This is a genomic window from Paenibacillus sp. FSL R5-0744 (assembly GCF_037972555.1).
In the GTDB taxonomy this organism is placed as follows: domain Bacteria; phylum Bacillota; class Bacilli; order Paenibacillales; family Paenibacillaceae; genus Paenibacillus_AQ.
Genome location: NZ_CP150228.1, coordinates 899,350 through 922,914, shown reverse-complemented (window position 1 = coordinate 922,914; position 23,565 = coordinate 899,350). Strand labels below are relative to the sequence as shown.

Annotated in this window: 14 protein-coding genes, 15 tRNA genes and 3 rRNA genes; 7 read left to right on the top strand and 25 right to left on the bottom strand. The window is 45.2% G+C overall.

What is annotated here, in order from left to right; genetic code table 11:
* The first annotated feature begins 238 nt into the window (after positions 1 to 238).
* Together glgP and katA are read left to right on the top strand one after the other, a co-directional pair.
* On the top strand, positions 239 to 1,855 hold the full coding sequence (gene glgP, locus MKY19_RS04120; protein WP_339800573.1) for an alpha-glucan family phosphorylase: 1,617 nt from the start codon (positions 239 to 241) through the stop codon (positions 1,853 to 1,855).
* A 250-nt stretch (positions 1,856 to 2,105) separates the two neighbouring features.
* Complete coding sequence (gene katA / locus MKY19_RS04115) at positions 2,106 to 3,563, top strand: catalase KatA (protein ID WP_339800570.1); 1,458 nt, start codon at positions 2,106 to 2,108, stop codon at positions 3,561 to 3,563.
* Between the two features lie 156 nt (positions 3,564 to 3,719).
* On the opposite strand, the gene MKY19_RS04110 is transcribed toward katA, so the two are convergent.
* Positions 3,720 to 3,914, bottom strand: a complete 195-nt coding sequence (locus MKY19_RS04110; protein WP_042184993.1) for a sporulation protein Cse60 — start codon at positions 3,912 to 3,914, stop codon at positions 3,720 to 3,722.
* Positions 3,915 to 4,308: 394 nt separating this feature from the next.
* Here MKY19_RS04110 and MKY19_RS04105 point away from each other — a divergent pair, with 394 nt between their 5' ends.
* Positions 4,309 to 4,764: a GreA/GreB family elongation factor gene (locus MKY19_RS04105; protein ID WP_060625163.1), complete on the top strand. Its 456-nt coding sequence runs from the start codon at positions 4,309 to 4,311 to the stop codon at positions 4,762 to 4,764.
* 101 nt (positions 4,765 to 4,865) lie between these two features.
* On the opposite strand, the gene MKY19_RS04100 is transcribed toward MKY19_RS04105, so the two are convergent.
* From MKY19_RS04100 to MKY19_RS04005, 20 genes are all read right to left on the bottom strand, one after another.
* Complete coding sequence (locus MKY19_RS04100; protein ID WP_339800566.1) at positions 4,866 to 5,330, bottom strand: YdeI/OmpD-associated family protein; 465 nt, start codon at positions 5,328 to 5,330, stop codon at positions 4,866 to 4,868.
* A gap of 103 nt (positions 5,331 to 5,433) precedes the next feature.
* A tRNA-Gly gene (locus tag MKY19_RS04095) sits at positions 5,434 to 5,504 on the bottom strand.
* Between the two features lie 12 nt (positions 5,505 to 5,516).
* Positions 5,517 to 5,590, bottom strand: a tRNA-Pro gene (locus MKY19_RS04090).
* Positions 5,591 to 5,620: 30 nt separating this feature from the next.
* Positions 5,621 to 5,697, bottom strand: a tRNA-Arg gene (locus MKY19_RS04085).
* 8 nt (positions 5,698 to 5,705) lie between these two features.
* A tRNA-Gly gene (locus MKY19_RS04080) sits at positions 5,706 to 5,780 on the bottom strand.
* Between the two features lie 6 nt (positions 5,781 to 5,786).
* Positions 5,787 to 5,870 (bottom strand) — tRNA-Leu (locus tag MKY19_RS04075).
* Positions 5,871 to 5,885: 15 nt separating this feature from the next.
* A tRNA-Lys gene (locus MKY19_RS04070) sits at positions 5,886 to 5,961 on the bottom strand.
* 7 nt (positions 5,962 to 5,968) lie between these two features.
* Positions 5,969 to 6,043, bottom strand: a tRNA-Gln gene (locus tag MKY19_RS04065).
* Positions 6,044 to 6,059: 16 nt separating this feature from the next.
* Positions 6,060 to 6,137 (bottom strand) — tRNA-Asp (locus MKY19_RS04060).
* A gap of 25 nt (positions 6,138 to 6,162) precedes the next feature.
* A tRNA-Met gene (locus MKY19_RS04055) sits at positions 6,163 to 6,239 on the bottom strand.
* A 72-nt stretch (positions 6,240 to 6,311) separates the two neighbouring features.
* Positions 6,312 to 6,388: transfer RNA gene (locus MKY19_RS04050), tRNA-Met, on the bottom strand.
* Between the two features lie 17 nt (positions 6,389 to 6,405).
* Positions 6,406 to 6,481, bottom strand: a tRNA-Val gene (locus MKY19_RS04045).
* Positions 6,482 to 6,487: 6 nt separating this feature from the next.
* Positions 6,488 to 6,559 (bottom strand) — tRNA-Glu (locus MKY19_RS04040).
* Between the two features lie 130 nt (positions 6,560 to 6,689).
* Positions 6,690 to 6,782, bottom strand: a tRNA-Ser gene (locus MKY19_RS04035).
* 5 nt (positions 6,783 to 6,787) lie between these two features.
* Positions 6,788 to 6,863, bottom strand: a tRNA-Asn gene (locus tag MKY19_RS04030).
* 3 nt (positions 6,864 to 6,866) lie between these two features.
* Positions 6,867 to 6,943: transfer RNA gene (locus tag MKY19_RS04025), tRNA-Ile, on the bottom strand.
* 58 nt (positions 6,944 to 7,001) lie between these two features.
* A 5S ribosomal RNA gene (gene rrf, locus MKY19_RS04020) occupies positions 7,002 to 7,118 on the bottom strand.
* Positions 7,119 to 7,193: 75 nt separating this feature from the next.
* Positions 7,194 to 10,122: ribosomal RNA gene (locus MKY19_RS04015) — 23S ribosomal RNA — on the bottom strand.
* Positions 10,123 to 10,380: 258 nt separating this feature from the next.
* Positions 10,381 to 11,938, bottom strand: a 16S ribosomal RNA gene (locus MKY19_RS04010).
* Together the 16S, 23S and 5S rRNA genes with 15 tRNA genes alongside form the textbook arrangement of a ribosomal RNA operon.
* A 472-nt stretch (positions 11,939 to 12,410) precedes the next feature.
* A complete protein-coding gene (locus MKY19_RS04005) occupies positions 12,411 to 16,763 on the bottom strand; it encodes an S-layer homology domain-containing protein (RefSeq protein WP_339800563.1) in 4,353 nt (1,450 codons plus the stop codon).
* 167 nt (positions 16,764 to 16,930) lie between these two features.
* Here MKY19_RS04005 and MKY19_RS04000 point away from each other — a divergent pair, with 167 nt between their 5' ends.
* Entirely contained in the window at positions 16,931 to 17,056 is a 126-nt protein-coding gene (locus tag MKY19_RS04000) for a DUF4023 domain-containing protein (protein WP_052404154.1), read from the top strand.
* A 113-nt stretch (positions 17,057 to 17,169) separates the two neighbouring features.
* Here the strand turns inward: MKY19_RS04000 and MKY19_RS03995 are convergent, their stop codons facing one another.
* Complete coding sequence (locus MKY19_RS03995) at positions 17,170 to 17,874, bottom strand: hypothetical protein (protein WP_339268841.1); 705 nt, start codon at positions 17,872 to 17,874, stop codon at positions 17,170 to 17,172.
* Between the two features lie 187 nt (positions 17,875 to 18,061).
* Positions 18,062 to 18,583 (bottom strand): GNAT family N-acetyltransferase, encoded by a 522-nt coding sequence (locus tag MKY19_RS03990; RefSeq protein ID WP_076287051.1) that lies wholly within the window; start codon positions 18,581 to 18,583, stop codon positions 18,062 to 18,064.
* A gap of 164 nt (positions 18,584 to 18,747) precedes the next feature.
* On the opposite strand from MKY19_RS03990, the gene MKY19_RS03985 reads away from it, so the two are divergent.
* Positions 18,748 to 20,343, top strand: a complete 1,596-nt coding sequence (locus tag MKY19_RS03985; RefSeq protein ID WP_339804156.1) for an AMP-binding protein — start codon at positions 18,748 to 18,750, stop codon at positions 20,341 to 20,343.
* An 80-nt stretch (positions 20,344 to 20,423) separates the two neighbouring features.
* On the opposite strand, the gene MKY19_RS03980 is transcribed toward MKY19_RS03985, so the two are convergent.
* Both MKY19_RS03980 and MKY19_RS03975 read right to left on the bottom strand, forming a co-directional pair.
* On the bottom strand, positions 20,424 to 21,002 hold the full coding sequence (locus tag MKY19_RS03980; RefSeq protein WP_149647967.1) for an SMI1/KNR4 family protein: 579 nt from the start codon (positions 21,000 to 21,002) through the stop codon (positions 20,424 to 20,426).
* 11 nt (positions 21,003 to 21,013) lie between these two features.
* Positions 21,014 to 21,454 (bottom strand): HEAT repeat domain-containing protein, encoded by a 441-nt coding sequence (locus tag MKY19_RS03975; RefSeq protein WP_042184977.1) that lies wholly within the window; start codon positions 21,452 to 21,454, stop codon positions 21,014 to 21,016.
* A 227-nt stretch (positions 21,455 to 21,681) separates the two neighbouring features.
* On the opposite strand from MKY19_RS03975, the gene MKY19_RS03970 reads away from it, so the two are divergent.
* Together MKY19_RS03970 and MKY19_RS03965 are read left to right on the top strand one after the other, a co-directional pair.
* On the top strand, positions 21,682 to 22,170 hold the full coding sequence (locus MKY19_RS03970) for a DUF4358 domain-containing protein (RefSeq protein WP_042184975.1): 489 nt from the start codon (positions 21,682 to 21,684) through the stop codon (positions 22,168 to 22,170).
* A gap of 6 nt (positions 22,171 to 22,176) precedes the next feature.
* Entirely contained in the window at positions 22,177 to 23,562 is a 1,386-nt protein-coding gene (locus MKY19_RS03965; RefSeq protein ID WP_339800556.1) for an MBOAT family O-acyltransferase, read from the top strand.
* Positions 23,563 to 23,565: the final 3 nt, after the last annotated feature.

Genomic DNA, 23,565 nt, shown 5'->3' with positions numbered 1-23,565 from the left:
CAATCTCTTTATCTTAGGGTCTTCCCTTCACTTTATCAATCACTTCCGTTGATTTTGCCCCTAATTGGCTATTTTCACCAAATTGACGTTATGCTTTTGTAGATAAAGTGTGCTAGAATGATGGTGCAATCGCTTCCACAACGATTGATGACTGTTTTTTGAGCAAACGTTTGCATCGTAGATAATGCCAGCAGCTTTACTGCAATTCAATCTAATCCGCGATTAGGAGGCTTATCAAGTGAACGAACAAAAATTACCATCAGTAGCTTATTTCAGTATGGAGTACGGGTTACATTCCGATTTTAAAATGTATGCCGGAGGGCTTGGAATTCTCGCCGGAGACTACATTAAGGGAGCTAAAGACATCAATGCTCCTATCATCCCTATCGGGCTGAAGTGGAAACAAGGTTATACGGATCAAAAAATTGATGCGAACGGTAATCCATACGACTCCTATCACAATTATGTTTATGATTTTCTTGAAGATACAGGGGTGAAGGTAACCGTAAAAGTCAGAAAGACCGATGTGGTGTGCAAAGTATGGAAGACTGATTATTTTGGCAACAGCACGTTGTATTTACTGGATACGGATATCCCCGAGAATAATGATGCATGGATTACTGGACAATTGTACGGCTGGTTCGGTGAGGAACGGATCGCTCAAGAGATCGTACTCGGGATCGGCGGAGTAAAAGCTATGCGTGCTCTGGGCATTCCGATTGATGTCTATCATTTCAATGAAGGCCATGCAGCCTTAGCAGCCATCGAGCTCATTCGTGAGAAGATGTCCGGAGGCAGCACCTTTGAAGAAGCTTGGAAAGCTACTCGGGAAGAGGTTGTCTTCACTACACATACGCCGATAAAAGAAGGCAACGAAACCCATCCACTCGACCGCCTAGAGTATATGAGTGCATTCAATGGCTTAACCCGCGACCAGATGGAGCGTATCGGTGGCGAGCCGTTCAACATGACGGTTGCCGGTCTACGACTCTCACGTATTTCTAATGCAGTGGCTCAGCTTCATGCGGATACAGCCAATAAGATGTGGAAAGAGGTTGCCGGAAGATCGGACATCATTGGCATTACTAATGCCATTCATACCCCTACCTGGGTAGATGAAAGAATGACACAAGCCTATGAACAAAATGGCGATTTATGGGCAGTGCATAAAGAAATTAAGGGTGAACTGATTGATTTCATCAAAGAACGGTCCGGCATTAGTCTAAATGCTGACAATCTACTCATTGGCTTCTCACGCAGAGCTGCTCCTTATAAACGCAGTGACCTGATCTTCTCGCAGCCGGAAATTATTGAGCCTTATCTGGAGTCCGGCAAAATACAAATCGTCTTCTCTGGCAAAGCCCATCCACTCGATGATAACGGCAAAAAAATCGTCAGCAATTTAGTGGCGATGATGAAAAAATATCCGAAGAGTGTTGTCTTCTTGGAGAATTACGATATGACTATCGGCGCACAGCTGACACGCGGTTCTGATATTTGGCTCAACAATCCGCGTAGACCACTGGAAGCAAGTGGTACCTCCGGGATGAAGGCAGCCATGAACGGCGTATTGAACTGCTCTATTCTAGATGGTTGGTGGCCGGAAGCCTGTATAGATGGCGAGAATGGCTGGCAGATCGGAGACGGCTTCGAGACTACTGACTTCGAGGTTCTGGATAAGCATGATAGTGATGCGCTATACGACACCCTATTGAATCGAGTACTCCCAACCTATTATGGGAATCGTGAACAGTGGGTAGAAATGATGAAGAAGAGTATCGAAACCACTCGTACCGAATTTGCCACCAAAAGAATGCTGGATGAATACTATAACAGAATGTACATTAAAAACTAAGTACAGAAAACGGATATTCCTATATCAAAATAGAACAGCGCACCCTCCAGTGATGGTAGAGGTGCGCTGTTTCTTTTTTAACTCTGCTTAGTAATTAATCACTCTATCTATCATATATATCTGAATGGGACGACGATTACCACATACTGTAATGTGTCAATTATTCAAAAAGTGTTGCATTTTCCCCAGAAAACATTAATATAGAACTTATACTAAATCTAAAATCAAATCTTACGAGGTGATTCTATTAATGAGCTCCAATAATAATAATCTTACGACCAGCTGGGGTGCTCCAGTAGGCGACAATCAAAATTCAATGACAGCCGGTGATCGTGGTCCTACTTTGCTGCAAGATATCCATCTGCTTGAAAAATTAGCCCACTTTAACAGAGAACGTGTTCCTGAACGTGTCGTTCATGCTAAGGGTGCTGGCGCTCATGGGTATTTTGAGGTCACTCAGGATTTAACTCAATATACAAAAGCTAATTTTTTATCTGAGGTAGGCAAGCGTACCCCAATGTTCATCCGTTTCTCAACGGTAGCTGGGGAGCTAGGTTCTGCTGATACTGTAAGAGACCCACGTGGTTTTGCTGTGAAGTTCTATACCGAAGAAGGAAACTATGATCTCGTAGGTAACAATACACCTGTATTCTTCGTTCGTGATGCAATCAAGTTCCCTGACTTTATTCATACACAGAAGCGTGATCCACAGACACACTTAAAGAACCCTAATGCGGTTTGGGACTTCTGGTCTTTATCGCCGGAATCTCTACATCAGGTTACGATTTTGATGTCAGATCGCGGAATCCCAGCTACGTTGAGACATATGCACGGGTTCGGAAGCCACACCTTCAAATGGGTAAATGCCGAAGGCAATACCGTCTGGGTGAAATATCATTTCAAAACAGAACAAGGCATTAAGAACCTTGCTCCAGATCTTGCCGCCAAAATAGCTGGGGAGAACCCAGATTATCATACAGAAGACTTGTTCAATGCTATTGATAAAGGAGATTTCCCAGCGTGGAAGCTCTACGTGCAGATTATGCCGATCGAAGATGCGAACACTTACCGCTTTGATCCATTCGATGTAACCAAAGTATGGTCGCAAAAAGATTATCCATTAATTGAGGTTGGCCGCATGGTACTGGATCGCAATCCAGAGAATTACTTCGCGGAAGTAGAGCAAGTTACGTTCTCTCCTGGCTCTTTTGTCCCTGGTATTGAAGCTTCTCCTGATAAATTGCTACAGGGTCGACTGTTTGCTTACGGCGATGCTCATCGTCACCGTGTAGGTCCTAACCATAACAGCCTGCCTATCAACCGTCCAAAAGTAGAAGTGAAGAACTATCAACGTGACGGTGGCATGGCACTCGGCAACAATGGCGGATCCGGTGCCTATTATGAGCCTAACAGCTTAGGCGGACCTAAAGAAGCACCACAGTACAAATCATCACCTTTCGAAGTATCTGGAAATGCCGACAGTGTCTCCTATAATAGTGATGACCATTATACACAGCCTGGTGACTTGTATCGCCTGATGAGTGAAGAAGAACGTACCCGTCTTGTTCAAAATATCGTAGGCGCTATGACACCAGTTGAAAGTAACGATATTAAACTTCGTCAAATTGTTCATTTCTATAAAGCTGATCCAGAACTGGGACAGCGTGTTGCATCCGGTTTAGGATTATCCGTCCCAGGCGAATTATAAGACTGTAATTGCACTTATACAATCAAAGAGGACCTTTACCCGTAAATGGGAAAGGTCCTCTTTGTTCATAAGAAAAGCTAAAACATATAATATATAAGAACGATCACGATGCATAGCGTGGAGACAACAGATAAGCACGAAAAAAAAGTATTCCAGTTATTGCCCTTCATTTGTCTTATACACGACCAGTATACTGCTTCTTTGATGCTCTGCCCCATCACGTGAAGATTTAACTACCGAACCGTAACAGATATTCACAACCTGTTCCTCACGCAGCCCTGCCAAGAACTCATTAGCCTTATTCTCAGCATACGAATTATCAGCATCTACAAACTCTTTTACTTGAATCATCCTGATCTCTCCTTTAATAAATTATAGTTACTTTTTATGTCTAGATTCTATAGTTGAACTCAACGAAATGTACATGGCGTATCACTCCCCTGGTAACATTTAATGTAAAATTATCTTCGAAATATAGTATAGGCATTCCGCAGTTTTCTACGAAATGCCTATAACATCAGCCTATCATAGCACCCAACTATACAATAGTCAAACGTTTTAAATACAATATTTAGTAAGAATTTATTGCCTTTGCAAAATGGATTGGATTTACATATAGAAGCTGTTATACTGATCAGAAGGTTCCCTCCAGGGGACCTCTATTTGTATAGGAGGGATTTTAATATGGCAACGCGTCATAACAAATTTGCAAAGAATGTGCTACTTAGAGGGGGTGAAATCTACTATGAACCATAGTCTAATTTATGAAGGCTCAAGGACACAACTGGTCCAGCAGCTTATTTATTTTGATGAGGAAAAAATCGCATTTCTAAATCAGTATTTCCCGGAACGAAGCAAACAAAGAAGTAATGCTGAAACGCTGTTGTCCCGTTATTGCTCCGAGCTGGAACAATTACTTTCCCGTTTCAATGGTGAAGAATTGAATTCACTCGTATTGATTGGAAGTCAGCTTCAGCTACGCTACTTAGACGACAATACTACAGATACCTACACCATCGTATTTCCAAACCAGGCAGAACCCAATGATAACAAGATTTCAATGTTCTCGCCTATTGGCATGCAGCTGCTGTTAGCTCAGATCGGCAGTACATGTCAGCTAGCTATTCCTTCAGGTGAGTTATCAGTAAAAATCGAAAGTATTAAGTTTGTGAATTGTGGTGAGGTGGCCGTTCTTATTTAAGCCCACTCGCACATATCACCAACATTAACAGCGTCCCTTTCCAATCTTATGGAAGAGGACGCTGTTAATCTATTCAGCCTGCTAAGCACTTCTTCATACTTTTATTTGAGCCTCAATCCTTCAGCCAGTTTACTGACTGATTTTTCGATACGAGATGCTCTGGTTTTAGGTCTTTTCGCCGCTTCGATCCAAGATACATATTCCTTCTGATAAGAATAAGCCAGACCGTTATAATAAGCTTCTGCCTGCTCATGGATACTCAACGCATCAAGGAAATCCTCTGGGGCTTCTACCTCCCGTAATTGATGATCTTGCTCCATCGTCACATGCACAATATCACCAGGTTGAGCTTTGGCTAGATCCCGTAGTTCCTTCTTTACCACCATAAAATGCTTTCCGTTTCCATGGGGCATAAGCGTTCCTCTATAGGGGATTCCATTTACACTTCCTTTTACCTGTATTCTGGACTTTGTTTCAAATATTTGTTCGGCATCAAAAGGGACGTTAAGATAAGTCCAGCTCCCACTTGCATCAGGTCGCACTAATTTAGCTTCAAATTCAAACATTGCTACCTCCTCAACTAAAAGCCCTAAGTTCTATTGTATCCATATGAATGTAACTATACAAAAAAAACACCTGCCTATAATAGACAGATGTTTCTTAATTATAAGCGGGTGATGGGAATCGAACCCACGCTATCAGCTTGGAAGGCTGAAGTTCTACCATTGAACTACACCCGCAAAGGTATAAAATCGGGATGACACGATTTGAACATGCGACCCCCTGGTCCCAAACCAGGTGCTCTACCAAGCTGAGCTACATCCCGTCAAAACATGTAATTACTTAGTAATAAAAATGGCGCGCCCTGAGAGATTCGAACTCCCGGCCTTTTGATTCGTAGTCAAACGCTCTATCCAGCTGAGCTAAGGGCGCAAAAATTATGGAGCGGAAGACGGGAATCGAACCCGCGACCCTCGCCTTGGCAAGGCGATGCTCTACCGCTGAGCCACTTCCGCAAAATATGGTGCGCGTGAAGGGACTTGAACCCCCACGTCGTGAAACGCCAGATCCTAAGTCTGGTGCGTCTGCCATTCCGCCACACGCGCACACTTTAAAAATAATGGTGAGCCATGAAGGACTCGAACCTTCGACACCCTGATTAAAAGTCAGGTGCTCTACCAACTGAGCTAATGGCTCTCATAAATGGCTGGGGATATAGGATTTGAACCTATGCATGACGGAGTCAAAGTCCGTTGCCTTACCGCTTGGCTAATCCCCAACAATAATTAACTAAATGGCGGAACCGACGAGATTCGAACTCGCGATCTCCTGCGTGACAGGCAGGCATGTTAGGCCAACTACACCACGGTTCCATAGACATAATGCATAAGAGTAAATTGGTTGCGGGGGCAGGATTTGAACCTGCGGCCTTCGGGTTATGAGCCCGACGAGCTACCGGGCTGCTCCACCCCGCGTCATTTAATAATTATATACTATTCATTTACACTAAACCAGCTAGTCCCAAAACATTATGCTTAAGGAAAATTTGGTTGCGGGGGCAGGATTTGAACCTGCGGCCTTCGGGTTATGAGCCCGACGAGCTACCGGGCTGCTCCACCCCGCGTCGTTCTTAAATGAATATGGTGGAGGCTGAGGGGATCGAACCCCCGACCCTCTGCTTGTAAGGCAGATGCTCTCCCAGCTGAGCTAAGCCTCCATGTTATGACCCGTATGGGATTCGAACCCATGTTACCTCCGTGAAAGGGAGGTGTCTTAACCCCTTGACCAACGGGCCATGCTAATAAACTTTATGGCGGAGAGAGAGGGATACTCTCACTACGATCGAGATTGCGAAGCATTCCTAACGAAGCTTATGCTTCAACGAACCACCAAGGCTTCTCATCCCTAACAGGGAAGTAAATTCATGGCGGAGAGAGAGGGATTCGAACCCTCGAGACGCTTGTGGCGCCTACACGATTTCCAATCGTGCTCCTTCGGCCAAACTCGGACACCTCTCCATAAATGGCTCCCCGAACAGGACTCGAACCTGTGACAACTCGATTAACAGTCGAGTGCTCTACCAACTGAGCTATCAGGGAATATGGTGGGCCTTAGTGGACTCGAACCACCGACCTCACCCTTATCAGGGGTGCGCTCTAACCAGCTGAGCTAAAGGCCCTTTTTAAGACACATCAATATTAAGGGCAAAAAAAATACCACGGGTAATGTGGTTGTCCGCTTGGCGACGTCCTACTCTCCCAGGACCCTTCGGTCCAAGTACCATCGGCGCTGGAGGGCTTAACGGTCGTGTTCGGGATGGGTACGTGTGGAACCCCTCCGCTATCGCCACCAAACGGGCATTTACATCGTAAATGCTCAGGCTTGAGTCGCCTGAAAACTGAATCCGAATTGAATTTGCGTTTTAAGTATAGGATAAGCCCTCGACCGATTAGTATTGGTCAGCTCCATGCATTACTGCACTTCCACCTCCAACCTATCTACCTCGTCGTCTTCAAGGGGTCTTACTAATTGGGAAATCTCATCTTGAGGGGGGCTTCACGCTTAGATGCTTTCAGCGCTTATCCCGTCCGTACGTAGCTACCCAGCCATGCTTCTGGCGAAACAACTGGTGCACCAGCGGTACGTCCATCCCGGTCCTCTCGTACTAAGGACAGCTCCTCTCAAATTTCCTGCGCCCACGACAGATAGGGACCGAACTGTCTCACGACGTTCTGAACCCAGCTCGCGTACCGCTTTAATGGGCGAACAGCCCAACCCTTGGGACCTACTTCAGCCCCAGGATGCGATGAGCCGACATCGAGGTGCCAAACCTCCCCGTCGATGTGGACTCTTGGGGGAGATAAGCCTGTTATCCCCAGGGTAGCTTTTATCCGTTGAGCGATGGCCCTTCCATGCGGTACCACCGGATCACTAAGTCCGACTTTCGTCCCTGCTCGACTTGTAGGTCTCGCAGTCAAGCTCCCTTATGCCTTTGCACTCTTCGAATGATTTCCAACCATTCTGAGGGAACCTTGGAACGCCTCCGTTACTCTTTAGGAGGCGACCGCCCCAGTCAAACTGCCCGCCTGACACGGTCCCCGTACCCGGTAAGGGTACTAGGTTAGAACCTAGATACGATCAGGGTGGTATCCCAACGGCGCCTCCACCGAAGCTTGCGCTCCGATTTCTACGGCTCCCACCTATCCTGTACAGATCGTACCCAAATTCAATATCAAGCTGCAGTAAAGCTCCATGGGGTCTTTCCGTCTTGTCGCGGGTAACCTGCATCTTCACAGGTATTAAAATTTCACCGGATCTCTCGTTGAGACAGCGCCCAAGTCGTTACGCCATTCGTGCGGGTCAGAATTTACCTGACAAGGAATTTCGCTACCTTAGGACCGTTATAGTTACGGCCGCCGTTTACTGGGGCTTCGGTTCATAGCTTCGGGTTACCCCTAACCACTCCCCTTAACCTTCCAGCACCGGGCAGGCGTCAGCCCGTATACTTCGCCTTGCGGCTTCGCACAGACCTGTGTTTTTGCTAAACAGTCGCTTGGGCCTTTTCACTGCGGCCCCCTCGTGCTATTCACACTACCGGGGCACCCCTTCTCCCGAAGTTACGGGGTCATTTTGCCGAGTTCCTTAACGAGAGTTCTTCCGCGCGCCTTAGAATTCTCTTCTCGCCTACCTGTGTCGGTTTGCGGTACGGGCACCTTCTCCTGGCTAGAGGCTTTTCTTGGCAGTGTGAGATCATGACCTTCGCTACTGTAATTTTCGCTCCCCATCACAGCCCAGCCTTAATGATGTGCGGATTTGCCTACACATCAGCCTCACTGCTTAGACGGACATATCCATCAGTCCGCGTCACTACCCTCCTGCGTCACCCCATCGCTCATAGCGGATTACGGTGGTACAGTAATTTCAAACTGTTGTCCTTCGACTACGCCTTTCGGCCTCGCCTTAGGTCCCGACTTACCCTGAGCGGACGAGCCTTCCTCAGGAAACCTTGGGCTTTCGGCGGATCAGATTCTCACTGATCTTTTCGTTACTCATACCGGCATTCTCACTTGTATGCTGTCCAGCGCTCCTTACGGTACACCTTCAACCCACATACAACGCTCCCCTACCCCAGATACATACGTATCTAGCCATAGCTTCGGTGGTGTGTTTAGCCCCGTTACATTTTCGGCGCAGAGTCACTCGACCAGTGAGCTATTACGCACTCTTTCAATGGTGGCTGCTTCTAAGCCAACATCCTGGTTGTCTGTGCAACTCCACATCCTTTCCCACTTAACACACACTTGGGGACCTTAGCTGATGGTCTGGGCTGTTTCCCTTTTGACAATGGATCTTAGCACTCACTGTCTGACTCCCGGCAATAAGTATATGGCATTCGGAGTTTGACTGAGCTTGGTAATCCTTGCGGACCCCGCACCCAATCAGTGCTCTACCTCCACTACTCTTATACCGAGGCTAGCCCTAAAGCTATTTCGGGGAGAACCAGCTATCTCCGAGTTCGATTGGAATTTCTCCGCTACCCCCACCTCATCCCCGCATTTTTCAACATGCGTGGGTTCGGGCCTCCAGTGCGTGTTACCGCACCTTCACCCTGGACAGGGGTAGATCACACGGTTTCGGGTCTACGTCCACATACTAAATCGCCCTATTCAGACTCGCTTTCGCTGCGGCTCCGTCTTCTCGACTTAACCTTGCATGTTAAACGTAACTCGCCGGTTCATTCTACAAAAGGCACGCCATCACCCATAGATAGGGCTCTGACTTTTTGTAAGCACACGGTTTCAGGTTCTATTTCACTCCCCTTCCGGGGTGCTTTTCACCTTTCCCTCACGGTACTGTTTCACTATCGGTCGCCAGGTAGTATTTAGCCTTAGCAGATGGTCCTGCTGGATTCATACGGGGTTTCACGTGCCCCGCACTACTCGGGATCCGTCTCGGAGAGAACACAGTTTAGGTTACAGGGCTTTTACCTCTATCGCGGGCCTTTCCAGACCTCTTCACCTACCATATTCCTTTGTAACTCCATGTGAGACGTCCCACAACCCCTAAGAGCAAGCTCTTAGGTTTAGGCTGTTCCGCGTTCGCTCGCCGCTACTGACGGAATCACTATTGTTTTCTCTTCCTCAGGGTACTTAGATGTTTCAGTTCCCCTGGTCTGCCTCTACATCTCCTATGTGTTCAGAGATGAGTAACTGCGAATTACCACAGCTGGGTTTCCCCATTCGGACACCCCCGGATCAAAGCTTGCTTACAGCTCCCCGAGGCAGTTTCGTTGTTCGCCACGTCCTTCGTCGGCTCCTGGCGCCTAGGCATCCTCCGTGTGCTCTTATTAGCTTAACCTTGATTTTTCCGCAGGAAAATATCATACGATATCTCTCTTGGAATCATCTCACTAATAACATTTACTTGTTTGCACAAGTTGCTAAAAGATGTTCTAAAACGCAAATTCGTTTCGGTATCCAGTTTTCAAGGATCAAGTCTTACTGAGAGCTTAAACTCTCAAAACTGAGCAACGAGTGAGTAACAGGCCTAAACCTGAGATTTGGAAGTTTAACTTCCGATTTGAATGTCTTCATTGCAGAAGACGATTCTCCATAGAAAGGAGGTGATCCAGCCGCACCTTCCGATACGGCTACCTTGTTACGACTTCACCCCAATCATCTACCCCACCTTCGGCGGCTGGCTCCCTTGCGGGTTACCCCACCGACTTCGGGTGTTGTAAACTCTCGTGGTGTGACGGGCGGTGTGTACAAGACCCGGGAACGTATTCACCGCGGCATGCTGATCCGCGATTACTAGCAATTCCGACTTCATGCAGGCGAGTTGCAGCCTGCAATCCGAACTGAGACCGGCTTTGATGGGATTGGCTTCACCTCGCGGTTTCGCTTCCCGTTGTACCGGCCATTGTAGTACGTGTGTAGCCCAGGTCATAAGGGGCATGATGATTTGACGTCATCCCCACCTTCCTCCGGTTTGTCACCGGCAGTCACTCTAGAGTGCCCAACATTACTTGCTGGCAACTAAAGTTAAGGGTTGCGCTCGTTGCGGGACTTAACCCAACATCTCACGACACGAGCTGACGACAACCATGCACCACCTGTCTCCTCTGTCCCGAAGGCCGCCACTATCTCTAGTGGATTCAGAGGGATGTCAAGACCTGGTAAGGTTCTTCGCGTTGCTTCGAATTAAACCACATACTCCACTGCTTGTGCGGGTCCCCGTCAATTCCTTTGAGTTTCAGTCTTGCGACCGTACTCCCCAGGCGGAGTGCTTACTGTGTTAACTTCGGCACCAAGGGTATCGAAACCCCTAACACCTAGCACTCATCGTTTACGGCGTGGACTACCAGGGTATCTAATCCTGTTTGCTCCCCACGCTTTCGCGCCTCAGCGTCAGTTACAGCCCAGAAAGTCGCCTTCGCCACTGGTGTTCCTCCACATATCTACGCATTTCACCGCTACACGTGGAATTCCACTTTCCTCTTCTGTACTCAAGTCACCCAGTTTCCAGTGCGACCTCAGGTTGAGCCCAAGGTTTAAACACCAGACTTAAATGACCGCCTGCGCGCGCTTTACGCCCAATAATTCCGGACAACGCTTGCCCCCTACGTATTACCGCGGCTGCTGGCACGTAGTTAGCCGGGGCTTTCTTCTCAGGTACCGTCACTCCGATAGCAGTTACTCTACCGGACGTTCTTCCCTGGCAACAGAGCTTTACGATCCGAAAACCTTCATCACTCACGCGGCGTTGCTCCGTCAGACTTTCGTCCATTGCGGAAGATTCCCTACTGCTGCCTCCCGTAGGAGTCTGGGCCGTGTCTCAGTCCCAGTGTGGCCGTTCACCCTCTCAGGTCGGCTACGCATCGTCGCCTTGGTGGGCCGTTACCCCACCAACTAGCTAATGCGCCGCAGGCCCATCCCTCAGTGACAGATTGCTCCGTCTTTCATTCTTTCTTCAGGAGAAAAAAGAAATTATCCGGTATTAGCTACCGTTTCCGGTAGTTATCCCAGTCTAAGGGGCAGGTTGCCTACGTGTTACTCACCCGTCCGCCGCTAAGTTACTTTGAAAGCAAGCTTTCAAAGTAACTCCGCTCGACTTGCATGTATTAGGCACGCCGCCAGCGTTCGTCCTGAGCCAGGATCAAACTCTCCAATTAGTATTGAAAAGAGCGATATGCTCATTTTGAAACATCTGACGAGAAAATTAATTCTCTAATTTTGGATTTCACTTTCGTGATTTCCTACTCACTCGTTGTTCAGTTTTCAAAGATCAAGTTCTCGTTGGCGCCGTTTAATGTCTCAGCAGCAACTCTTATACTATATCATGTTCAGCTATTTAATGTCAAGCTCTTTTTTCAACTTCTTTTTCGAGCTCGGCATGTGTATTTCTTGGCCGGACTTAGAATATATCATGTATAGAGATTCATTGCAAGCATTATTTTAAAATTCATATTATTTTGTATTCTGTTACTTCTTCATCATAATAGTCCACTTCCTTAATGATGTTTTCCGGCAAAGTGATGGCCTCTTATACAAAAAGCATTAAACACAAAAGAGCCCCAGCAGATAAGCTGAGACCCCTTTGTTAGACACAAGCTAAGCTTGAGTTCAATTCACGCAGATAATAGATTACTTCTGCCCTTTTTCTAATAATGCAAGGATTATGGTAACCGCCTCTGCTCTTGTTGCCTTCTGGTTAGGTGCAAATTTATTCTGCCCTACACCGTTCACAAGGCCTGATTTCGCTGCTGCTGCAATATATGGCACTGCCCATGCTGGTACATCCTTAGCATCATTGAAGGTTAATGTCGCTTTAGGATCTACCGTAATACCAAGAGCACGAACAACCATAACTGCTAATTCTGTACGTGTTAGCTCCTGCGTAGGACGGAATGTTCCATCATCATAGCCACTGATAATTTGCAGAGATACAGCCTGTGCCACAAAAGACTTAGCCCATGCTGGAATCTTCGCAGAATCCTTAAAGCTTGAAGTGTCACCATTCTCCGGCAATTGCAATGCACGTGCCAGCATTGTGATAAATTCAACCCGATTTACTTTCTGATTCGGACGGAAAGTATCATCCGGATAACCACTAACGAAGCCAGCTGCTACTGCTTTCTCGATAACAGCAGCCGCCCAGTGATTGCTAGTATCCGTTAAAGATGGCTTACTAACTGGCGTCGAAGTTGGTGAAGGCGCCGTTGTCGGTGCTGGTGTAGCTGTTGGCGCTACTGTTGGTGTTGCTGTCGGTTTTGTTGTTGGTGCTGTTGTTGGTACTGTTGTTGGTGCTGTTGTCGGCTCTGTCGTTGGTGCTGTTGTTGGTGCTGTTGTTGGCGTTGGTGTTGGTGTTGGTGTTGGTGTTGGTGTTGGTGTTGGTGTTGGTGTTGGTGTTGGCGTTGGTGTAACTCCACCATTCTCATCGCCCTTAACAATACCGAACTCTTCAAGAACATATGGTCTAGCCTCATTAACATTCTGATCAATCTCATAAGATACAGCTGTCAGCTTCCCTGCATCTACAGTGATACCAACAAAGGTCTGAACTTGACCGCGCATTGGACGCGTAGCATCACTTGGGTCCGCTCCGTATTTAGCTGCTGTATTCTCATTGGCTACTTCAAAGAGATTATAGTAAGCATCTCCCAATTCTTTCTTCATGTTCTTATAGTAAACCTTCGCTCCTGCCGTAGCTGGAATCAGATAGATTGTTCCATCTGGGTTTACTGTGTACTCCACAGTTTGACCATTGAAGCTTTCCTTGATCTTCACTGTGTCTGCTGCAGTTCCGTCTGCCTTGATTGGCTTCGTCCGTGCATAAATATGGTCGTGGCCTTGAAGAACCAAGTCAATGCCCAGTTCAGCCATCATTGGAGCGACTTTCGCTCTTTCTCCATTAGCGCCCATAATATCTTTGTCAGTAGCGTGGTTAGAGGTTGTATATGGTCCTTTATGCATAGCGACGATAATCCACTTCGCTCCAGCAGCCTTCGCTGCTTTTACATCGGCCTTCATCCAATCCAACTGTGCTTTGCTGAAGTTAGCATATTCATCCGAATTCTCATTCGTATTCAAGACTACAAAGTGCGCATTGCTGTAATCATAGGAATAGTATGCTCCTGTTTCTGTTGGTGAGCCTGCGGCTTCCTTAATATTGTAGTGCTCATAGAAGGCATTCGCTTTATCCTCATGGTTCCCCGCAACTGGAACAATAGTCGTATTGAGCAAGGTTTCCTGCGAATGGCCAAGCAACCAATTCCATTGTGATTCGTTGGTTCCAGTATCTACGATATCTCCGTTAATCGCCACAAACTCAGCATTCGGGAATGTCGTAAGTGCTTTTGCCATCGTTTCTCCAGAAAGAATAGCCTCATCTTCCGTCTTAGCTTGTGTGTCCGCCAGATCGATGAAAGTAAATGCACCTGTCTTAGCAGCTGTTTCGAAAGTTCCCACTGCACTCCACAATCCCAGTGCTTTATCACCTACACGGAAGTAGTATTTCGTATCAGCCTTAAGGCCAGAAGCTTCAGCTTTATGAACTAATTCATCCTTTGAATTTCTGGAAACAGCTGAACGTCCTGTAAACTCAGCAGCTTTTGTAAAGTCTGGAGTAACGCCCGTGTTCTCTACAACCTGCAGGTCACTTCCTGAAGATTTCAACGCTGTGTACCAAGTGAATCCTTTTGCACTCACTGGGTCGCCGTTAAAGGTAACGGTAACTTTTTTGATAGAATCGCTAGAAGCAATTTTAGCTTCTGAATTGGTTCTGTCACTTACCGCTTTGATAACAAATTGATAGGTTTGGTTCGGATTAGTATTTTCTATAGTGTAACTATAAGAAGTTTGACCTTCCGTATTAGGAACACTGACCGTCCAGTTTGCAGATACCAGATCATTTTGCTCATAAATGCGATATCCTGATATCGGTGCACCGGATGCAGGCGCATCCCAAGATAACGTGATTTTACCGCCATCTGCTACAGTAGCTTTTGCATTTTGCACAGGTTTAACAGCTACGTCAGACTTATGAATGCTGTATTTATCATACAAGTCAGTAGATCCACCAGTTGTCGTGGTGTAGGCTTCGTATGAAAATTCATTATTCGTTACAGTCATTCCTGTGAACATTTCCTTACCAGGCTGCTCGTATTTAGCTGCGAAAGGAAACGGACCTGCGCCAACATTATATTTTTTATTGCCCGCTGCATTTGTAATCAGGTATAACGTACCCTTAGGATCAGTTACCACTCCGTTTTTATCCGGCTTAATATCCGTCAACGGCTGATTGTTGTACATTTGATAGCTTCTAGTATAGGTGTGGTCATGTCCTCCGATAACCATGTCAATACCAAGCTCATCAAATACCTTTGTCAAATTAGCTCTGTAATAGAGTACATCTGTATCATTTGTGTGACTGGCAACAGAATAAGGTGATTTATGCAAGAGCACAACCTTCCACTTCTGATCGCTTTTCGCGGCTTCACTGCGCAGCCACTCTACTTGTTTTTTGTAAATTTCGTTATTCTCAAGACTCGAGCTAGCACCATAATATTCTGTATTAATAACCATAAAGTGTGCTGAACCGTAGTCAAAAGAATATACAGAGCCATCTGGTTTTGCGCCCGTATTCGAGACATTAGGTAAATTAAAATGAGTTGTGTAATTGCTATAACTCTTACTTTCATGATTACCTACCAGTGGAACTAATGGAATATTTGCTAGAATATCCTTTGGTTTATTGAAGAACCATCCCCATTGTTCCTCAATATCACCGTTGTCTACCAAATCACCGGAATTCAGAATGAATTCACTTGTCGGGAATTTAGCCAATCCCTCTTGAAGGGTATGATTCCAAATATCAAAATCACCTTCAGTTGTACCTTGAGAGTCCGTTGTATATAAGAACTTAAATGCCTGATTACTGGAGCTTTCTGTTGTAAACGTTCCGATGTCACTCCAATTGTCAGCTTGTCCATCCCCAGCACGGTAAGCATACACCGTTCCCGGCTGCAGATGATCAGCAATGACCTTATGACTAGTCAGTACTACTGGTTTCTTGGCTGACTTATCCGCTTTGGTCATATACACGCTTGTTGTAACCGATGTTCCTTCGTAAGTTTGAGCACCTACCGGAAACTGACCATCCACTAATTTAGAAGCTTCTACTACTTCAAGCTTGGTACCCGTCACACTCTCAGGTGCATACCAGTTGAATCCCATACTAGTCTGAGGGTTTCCGTTAAAAGTAAGTGCGATAGACTCAGGCTTCCCAACTCCAGGGTCTACAGGCTCTACTACCGGATAAGCAATCAGGTTCATATCCCAATAGAGGTCAGAGCTACCATCACTCGACTGATGCACCTCAGCTGAAAGCTCATTACTTCCGTCCTTCAAGTTAGCCTTTACTACTTCGGTAAGGTCTACCTTGGTATATTCGTTTGGATCACTTAAGTTAGTTGAACTTTTTGTTTGAAAATTAATTTCGCCCGCTGGCATAGCCTCACGGTAAATTTCTTTACCGTTCAAATATAGTACAGCTCCGTCATCAAATGCGAAGTTACCCAAGATTTTATCGGATTTCGTAATCTCTTCCTTATTCACCGTTACGTTTGTACGGAAGTAAGAAGTACGATATTTCATACTCTTATTAGAACCGTAGCTTATATTTGTGTTCAGAGCACCAAATTGCTTACTGCTGACTCCGGATCCACTATCTTTATAACCAAGCGGTGCTTGGCCAGACGCCCATGTTGAATCATCGTACACGGACCGCCATACCGTCCCTTGATCTGTTCCGTGATCTAGATACTTCCACGTAGAATTCCCTGCCAATAATGTAACAGGCTCTAACGATTGTAATTGCAGTAGTCCAGCATCCCCATTGCTGTCTTCAGCATAAGCTGGTATTCCTGTGAATGTAATTCCCAGTACCATAACGAAAGCTAAGGTCATGGATACAGCTTGTTTAAATAACCTGTTCATAATCAGTCTCCCTTACTGTTCTATGAAATGCTTGCATCCATTTATAGTAACTATTAAATATTTTCGCAATGTCTTTATAAACATAGAAGTTTGTAAAGTACATCGTGTATGTATTCTTACAAAAGTGGTTACAGTAACGGCAAGGTTGCCAATCAAGGAGGATAAACATGGACGATACTCATGCTTTTGTAGAAAAAGTACACGATACCCAAAAGAAAGCTGAAAAGAACAAAGAAAATCACGGTAAAAGTACACCAAGTCAAAAGCTGCCAAATAAACAGCACAGTAAGTAAAAGCGTTTAAATCATTGGCTCCCAAACACGACAAAAAAAGCAGCAAGCCTCTTCAACTACGGGAGACTTGCTGCTTTACTTTTTAAGGCACAAAGATAAGTGCTAATGAGGGCTTATTTCGTCCATTTCACTACATTCACTGCTACTTTTTCTAATTGCGTCTTACTCAGTGTTTTATTCGGGGAACTAATAGTAACAAAACGATCATCTAGTTTATAGGTCAAGAACAACGAATCGGTGGATGGACTATACCATTTAGCTTCGGTTCCGTTAGAGAGCTTTACGGTTTCACCTTTATATTCGTAAGAGTAATCACGAGGAGAAATGTTCACCTTCATCTGCTTAAACAGAAAGTTCACACCATCATCTGAACCCACTACTTTTTGAAATGCGTCTCCACTCACCATTTGAGTAGGTGCATAGGCTGTTTCAAAACCTTGGAAATTGGCGAAGGCTTTAACAATCTCTTCTTTCTGAGTGTTGCTGTATTGTACTGGAGTCAGAGAAATAGTGTCAGTCACCGAGCCTCCTGTGCCAAGAATAACCTGATTGTTCACCGCATCAAAGGTCACAGGCACCTTCATTACATCAGCAATCGCACGTACAGGAAGATAGGTTGTATTGTTATACGTAATTGGTGCCAGTGCATTTCCTTTATTATCAACTGGCGTATAAGCCGTGCCATTCACCTTAAATCCAATGCTGTGATTGAGATATGCCGTAATTTTCTGAAGTTTAGTTCCTGCGTACACACCGGCTGATCCTGTAACTACCATCCCAAACACCATTGTTGCTATAATTATTTTTTTGTTTTTCATAAGTAAGCCCTCCTCGAAAGTTCAATCTTTGTTCTTACTTTAGCTCAAACAAAATAAGATTATGTCTCTAAGTTGTTTCTTACTTGTACCCATTTTGTAATTAAAAAAATCAAAATATCATTAATTCAAAAAAAATAAAAACAGCAACCCGCTTGTCCTAAAAAGGATCGTACGGATTGCTGTTAGATTAACTTTGATACGGCGTTGTAACCTTATACACTTCTGTATATAAAATTTCTCTATAAAGATTGAATTCTTCTACATCGACAGGGTTAGGGTAAGTCATAATTTGAAGCGGTAAATCCGCATTTCCCTCACGCAGAGGGGGCTGCACATACGCATAAGGATTCAAATGGAAGCCCAGTCGCTCATAAAAGCCAATTCTCCGTTGTTCCATTTCACCCAGTGGCGGCTCTACTTCAAGAAGCACAGGCTTGCCCGACTGACGGATATATTCTTCCATCAGCTTTTTACCAATGCCCCCACCTCTTATACTTGGGTCCACGGCAATATGTTCTACAAATCGAAATCCTGGAAACTCCCAGCAAGCTATAAAAGCAATGATTTTCCCCTCAGCATTCACTTCGGTAATCAATCGGTAATGTGAAACATCCAATAACTCCTGTTGTCCCTCATAGGTTCTGATCTCGGAGGTAGGAAAAGAGGCTTCCATAATGGCGAATATTTCATCAAAAGTTGTGTGATTCATAACATAGTTCTCACTTTCTGGATTTATATTTACACAAGTTATCTTAACCTTCTAAACCCTATGATATCAAATTTAAGCCTCAAGGTACTAGTACCTGGTACTAGGATAACGTGCTATACTAAGCATAACAGTTATACACATCTTGTTTTATATAGGAGAGGTTCATATTGGATAATCAGCAGTGGATCGCACCTGAGTACTACAATCTCACTTCGGAAATGGAACGTCATGCTCCGGAAAAGATTGCGCTTAAGTGGTTGAATGAACAAGGAGACTACGAGGAGATCACTTACGGAGATCTTCGCAAGCAAGCTAACCAACTTGCCGGAGGGCTCGCAGCACTCGGCCTTCAGCAAGGGGATCGTGTTCTTGTAATGGTCCCCCGTCGAATCATCGCTTATGTCATCTATTTAGCATGTCTGAAGCTAGGACTTGCCATTATCCCTTCATCGGAAATGCTTCGCGCAAAGGATTTATCTTATCGTCTGCGGCATTCCGAAGCCAGAGCTGTTATTGCCTGGTCCGAGGTCACTGATGAAGTTAATAAAATCTCGGACGATCTGCCTGCTCTGGATTACCGTCTTTCCGTATCCGGCGACCCTGACGAGCTCGGTCATGGATGGCTAGATCTGGAAGGCCTAATGATTGATCAGCCAGATAAATTCACAGCAGTCGAAAGCCTCCGCGACGATATGGCGATCTTGGCATATACCTCTGGAACAACTGGCAACCCTAAAGCAGTCGTTCACAGTCATGGCTGGGGTTATGCTCACTTACGTATCACATCGCCTCAATGGCTCGATATCAAAGAAACCGACACCGTTTGGGCAACAGCAGCACCGGGCTGGCAGAAGTGGATCTGGAGCCCCTTCCTAACCGTCCTTGGCAACGGGGCGACCGGCTTTGTATATAGTGGATCTTTTCATCCCAAAAAATATTTGCAGCTGCTACAAGATCACAACATCGAGGTATTATGCTGTACGCCAACCGAATATCGCTTGATGGCCAAATTAGAAAATCTCAATCAGTATGACTTGTCCCATCTTCGCTGCGCGGTTTCCGCTGGAGAGCCTTTGAATCAAGAGGTTATCAACACCTTCCAGCGTGAATTCAATATCACGATTCGTGATGGTTACGGTCAAACAGAAAGTACGCTTATTATCGGTACTCTCAAAGATATACCTATCCGAATAGGTTCTATGGGTAAGTCTATTGCTCCGGGTCTAATTGAAGTGGTAGATGAGGACGGCATTCCGTTACCTGCTGGAGTTGTTGGAGATATCGCAGTGCACTTAAGCATGCCAGCGTTATTCCATACCTATTACAAAGACCCTGGCAGAAAAGAAAGCTCTACTCACGGCGAGTTCTTCATAACTGGGGACCGGGCACGGAAAGATGAAGAGGGTTATTTCTGGTTCGAGGGCCGTGGAGATGACATTATCATTAGTTCGGGCTACACCATAGGTCCTTTCGAAGTAGAAGAAGCCCTTATGAAGCATGCTGCGGTTAAGGAATGCGCGGTCGTTGCAAGTCCGGATGAAATCCGCGGACATATCGTTAAAGCTTTTATTGTACTAAAAGATGAGACCGCCGCTTCTCCAGAGCTTGTGAAAGAGCTGCAATCCCATGTTAAAGAGTGGACCGCTCCTTATAAATATCCACGCAAAATCGAGTTCATTCAAGATCTTCCGAAGACGACCTCCGGAAAAATACGGAGAGTAGAGCTTCGCGAGCAGGAGAAACGTGCTGCGCAGGAGTAACATAACAGTAGATATTTAATAAACAAAGAGCAGCTAGTCCGTAATAGGACTGCTGCTCTTCTTTATAGGGTATCAGCTTGTTACTCGGACCAATATTTCGCATCCGGGTTTAGAGCCGCGCCTACTTCGCCCTCTTTTACTAAATCGCAATCGAGGTAACCCTCTTCATCCAGGAAATAAACCTCCTGCTTGTAGAACTCACATAAAGTCTCCAGGAACTTTTCAGGTGATTCATACATAACAATCAGATCCCCAAAATCATGCAGCAGGTCACATACACGTTCCACACCATCTGCAGATTTATAGTAACAAATGAAGTCGCTACCGTAGTTCGTTAAGATCGGCAAGATAACGCCATCCACTTGATGGCCTTTTTCCTCCAATATTCCAGCTAAAATCTTCATCTCTGCTTCATATTCATTAATATGAATTAGACGATACCCTGGAATAAATTCGATCAGACTTGGTTCTTCTTCCTCACTGCTTGTACCCGAAACTGTGTTATAAATGGCCTTCAGCAGTTCAGGGGCTTCCGGAAAAATCGCCGTAATCTTCGCTTCATTATCACCCTTACCTAAGCTGGCAATATAGTCAGGACGTAAGTCAGCGGAAAGCTTGAGATATTCTTGAAATTGTTCTGTCAATTTGTTAGTTTGCATGTTGTCATCCTTTACTTGTTCGAGGAATTCCACATCTTCATCAGCCAAGCATCAAAGTCAGCGCCCTTTTCGCCTTCGTAAATATCGTACACGTCGATTCTCATCTTCTTCAGTTTCTCTTTGAAATCTTCGTACGAATGATCTCTTGGCAAGCTCTTCTTGATTCTCAGGAGTATTTTGGATACGCCTTTTACTAGCTCTGGTTTATTCTTGGACGGTGCTTTAACATCTTCGCCGAATGCCTTCAGTTTAAGGTAAGCCGCTTCTTGAACTGTATATACAGGATCGCTCTCCATTAAACGCGTCAGGATATCGATAATTTGTTTGTGGTTAGTCTGTCCCAGTTCTTCAACAGCTTCTAGACGGGCTCTCCAATCCGCAGAGCGGTTGGCAGCTTTCTTTAATTCCTCGTAATTCTCCGGTAGTCCATTATTGTTCAGTTCTTCGATCATTCCGTTCAATCCCCTTCTATTCAAAACTATCTATCTAACATTAACAGTATAACCAACCATTGCGCAAGCTAAGAGAGGAAGATCTTTGCATGACCTTTTCCTTCAAACATATTTCCACAAAATTGGGGTAAAGTATTCGAAAGAAAGTGTCCCGCAACATTCTATATACTCTTTACGTTAGTTAACTAGAGAAACGTAGATCAAACACACCAAGGAGAGTGACCTAATTGAAAAAACATACCTTCATTCTAGCGTTAACTATTGTATTAAGTGTAATGCTTAGCGCCTGTTCCAGTAGTAACAATGAAGCCGTTGTCGAAACCAATCTGACGCCGAAAGAAATGATCGACGAGATGCTCGCAAAAGTGGAACAGCCTTCATTAATGGAAGTTGAAGAAGATATGGTGGCTCAGCTGTACCATCTAGCTCCATCATTACTTGAAGATTATAGCATTAGAATGCCAATGATGAATGTGAAAAGTAACGAAATTGCCATTTTAAAAGTTAAAGATGCAAAAGATATCTCTACTGTCGAAACCGCCGTCAAAGAGCGTGCGACTGATATTCAAAAGCAATTCGAACAATACCTTCCGGATCAGTATGAGAACGCCCAAAATTATAAGCTGGTCACAAAAGGCAATTACATCTTATTCGTGATTTCGGAGAGTGCTGATCAGCTGGTGACTGAATTTGATACCTTGTTTACTAAAAAATAATTAGCGATGGTATTCAGCAGCCTACTGTTCCTATTCCTGTTCCTGCCGGCTGTCCTTGCACTCTACTATGTTTCGCCTTGGCGAATCAAAAACCTCATATTGTTCTTAAGCAGTCTGGTGTTTTATGCTTGGGGCGAACCCGTCTACATTGTAATTATGTTGCTGTCCACCATTACGGATTACGGCTTTGGTCTACTTCTTAGTAGACCGAAGCTAACTAAGGTACAGCGCAAGTGGATTGTGGTTAGCTCTATGGTTATTAACCTAGGCTTATTGTCGTATTTCAAATATGCAGATTTTCTCATCCAAAATGTAAATGAACTCCTCGGTACTCATATCCCATTAACTGATTTACCACTACCTATTGGGATTTCGTTCTATACCTTTCAATCCATGTCGTACATCATTGACGTATACAGAGGAACTGCTAAAGCACAGCGAAATTGGATTGATTTCGGAACGTTTGTAGCCTTGTTCCCGCAATTAGTAGCCGGTCCTATCGTTCAATACAACACCATTGCAGAGCAATTACGAGCGCGTTCGGTGGATATCCCCATGTTCGCAGAGGGTGTACGAAGATTCATTATCGGACTAGCCAAAAAAGTGCTGCTTGCCAATAACATCGGGTTGCTCTGGCACACCATCTCCAGCTCCAATCTAGATTCCATGCCTGCTTTAACCGCCTGGATTGGCATTATTGCATTTGCTTTTCAGATCTATTTTGATTTCAGTGGATATTCGGATATGGCGATTGGCCTCGGACTTATGTTCGGCTTCCGCTTTAACGAGAACTTCAACAAACCTTATATTTCACAGAGCATTACCGACTTCTGGCGGAGATGGCATATTTCCCTTAGCAGTTGGTTTCGTGACTACGTATATATCCCGCTTGGAGGCAACCGCCGGGGTTTAGGCATTCAAGTGCGCAATATCCTCATCGTCTGGCTGTTGACGGGAATCTGGCACGGGGCGAGCTGGAACTTTCTGTTCTGGGGATTATACTTTGGGGTCATTCTTATCTTTGAAAAATGGTGGGGACTAAAACTGCTGAGCCGTCTACCGCGCTGGACTAGGCATCTCTATTCCATTGTACTTATCCTTATCGGATGGGTCTTGTTTGCCTTTGAAGAACTTCCGTTGGTGCTGAGTTATTTGCAAGCGATGCTCGGTTTTAATGGCCAGCCATTGTGGAATAACACAACTTTATACTTCACTTACACAAACGCGATTCTACTTTTGGTACTCATATTAGCATCTGTACCTTTGAAACTCTCCAAGCGTATGGATGCTGAAACGATTCCTTCTCTGGTTTGGTATGGCGTGCTATTCTTCCTATCTGTCGCTTACTTAGTGGATGCTACCTTTAACCCATTCTTATATTTCCGATTCTAGGGG

Excerpts from the sequence above, each read along its gene's own strand:
- MKY19_RS04005 (WP_339800563.1), bottom strand. The coding sequence starts at position 16,763 with ATGAACAGGTTATTTAAACAAGCTGTATCCATGACCTTAGCTTTCGTT.
- MKY19_RS03990 (WP_076287051.1), bottom strand. The coding sequence starts at position 18,583 with ATGAATCACACAACTTTTGATGAAATATTCGCCATTATGGAAGCCTCT.
- MKY19_RS04100 (WP_339800566.1), bottom strand. The coding sequence starts at position 5,330 with ATGTTTGAATTTGAAGCTAAATTAGTGCGACCTGATGCAAGTGGGAGC.
- MKY19_RS03995 (WP_339268841.1), bottom strand. The coding sequence starts at position 17,874 with ATGAAAAACAAAAAAATAATTATAGCAACAATGGTGTTTGGGATGGTA.
- MKY19_RS03975 (WP_042184977.1), bottom strand. The coding sequence starts at position 21,454 with ATGATCGAAGAACTGAACAATAATGGACTACCGGAGAATTACGAGGAA.
- MKY19_RS03965 (WP_339800556.1), top strand. The coding sequence starts at position 22,177 with ATGGTATTCAGCAGCCTACTGTTCCTATTCCTGTTCCTGCCGGCTGTC.
- MKY19_RS04110 (WP_042184993.1), bottom strand. The coding sequence starts at position 3,914 with ATGATTCAAGTAAAAGAGTTTGTAGATGCTGATAATTCGTATGCTGAG.
- MKY19_RS04105 (WP_060625163.1), top strand. The coding sequence starts at position 4,309 with ATGAACCATAGTCTAATTTATGAAGGCTCAAGGACACAACTGGTCCAG.
- MKY19_RS04000 (WP_052404154.1), top strand. The coding sequence starts at position 16,931 with ATGGACGATACTCATGCTTTTGTAGAAAAAGTACACGATACCCAAAAG.
- MKY19_RS03980 (WP_149647967.1), bottom strand. The coding sequence starts at position 21,002 with ATGCAAACTAACAAATTGACAGAACAATTTCAAGAATATCTCAAGCTT.
- katA (WP_339800570.1), top strand. The coding sequence starts at position 2,106 with ATGAGCTCCAATAATAATAATCTTACGACCAGCTGGGGTGCTCCAGTA.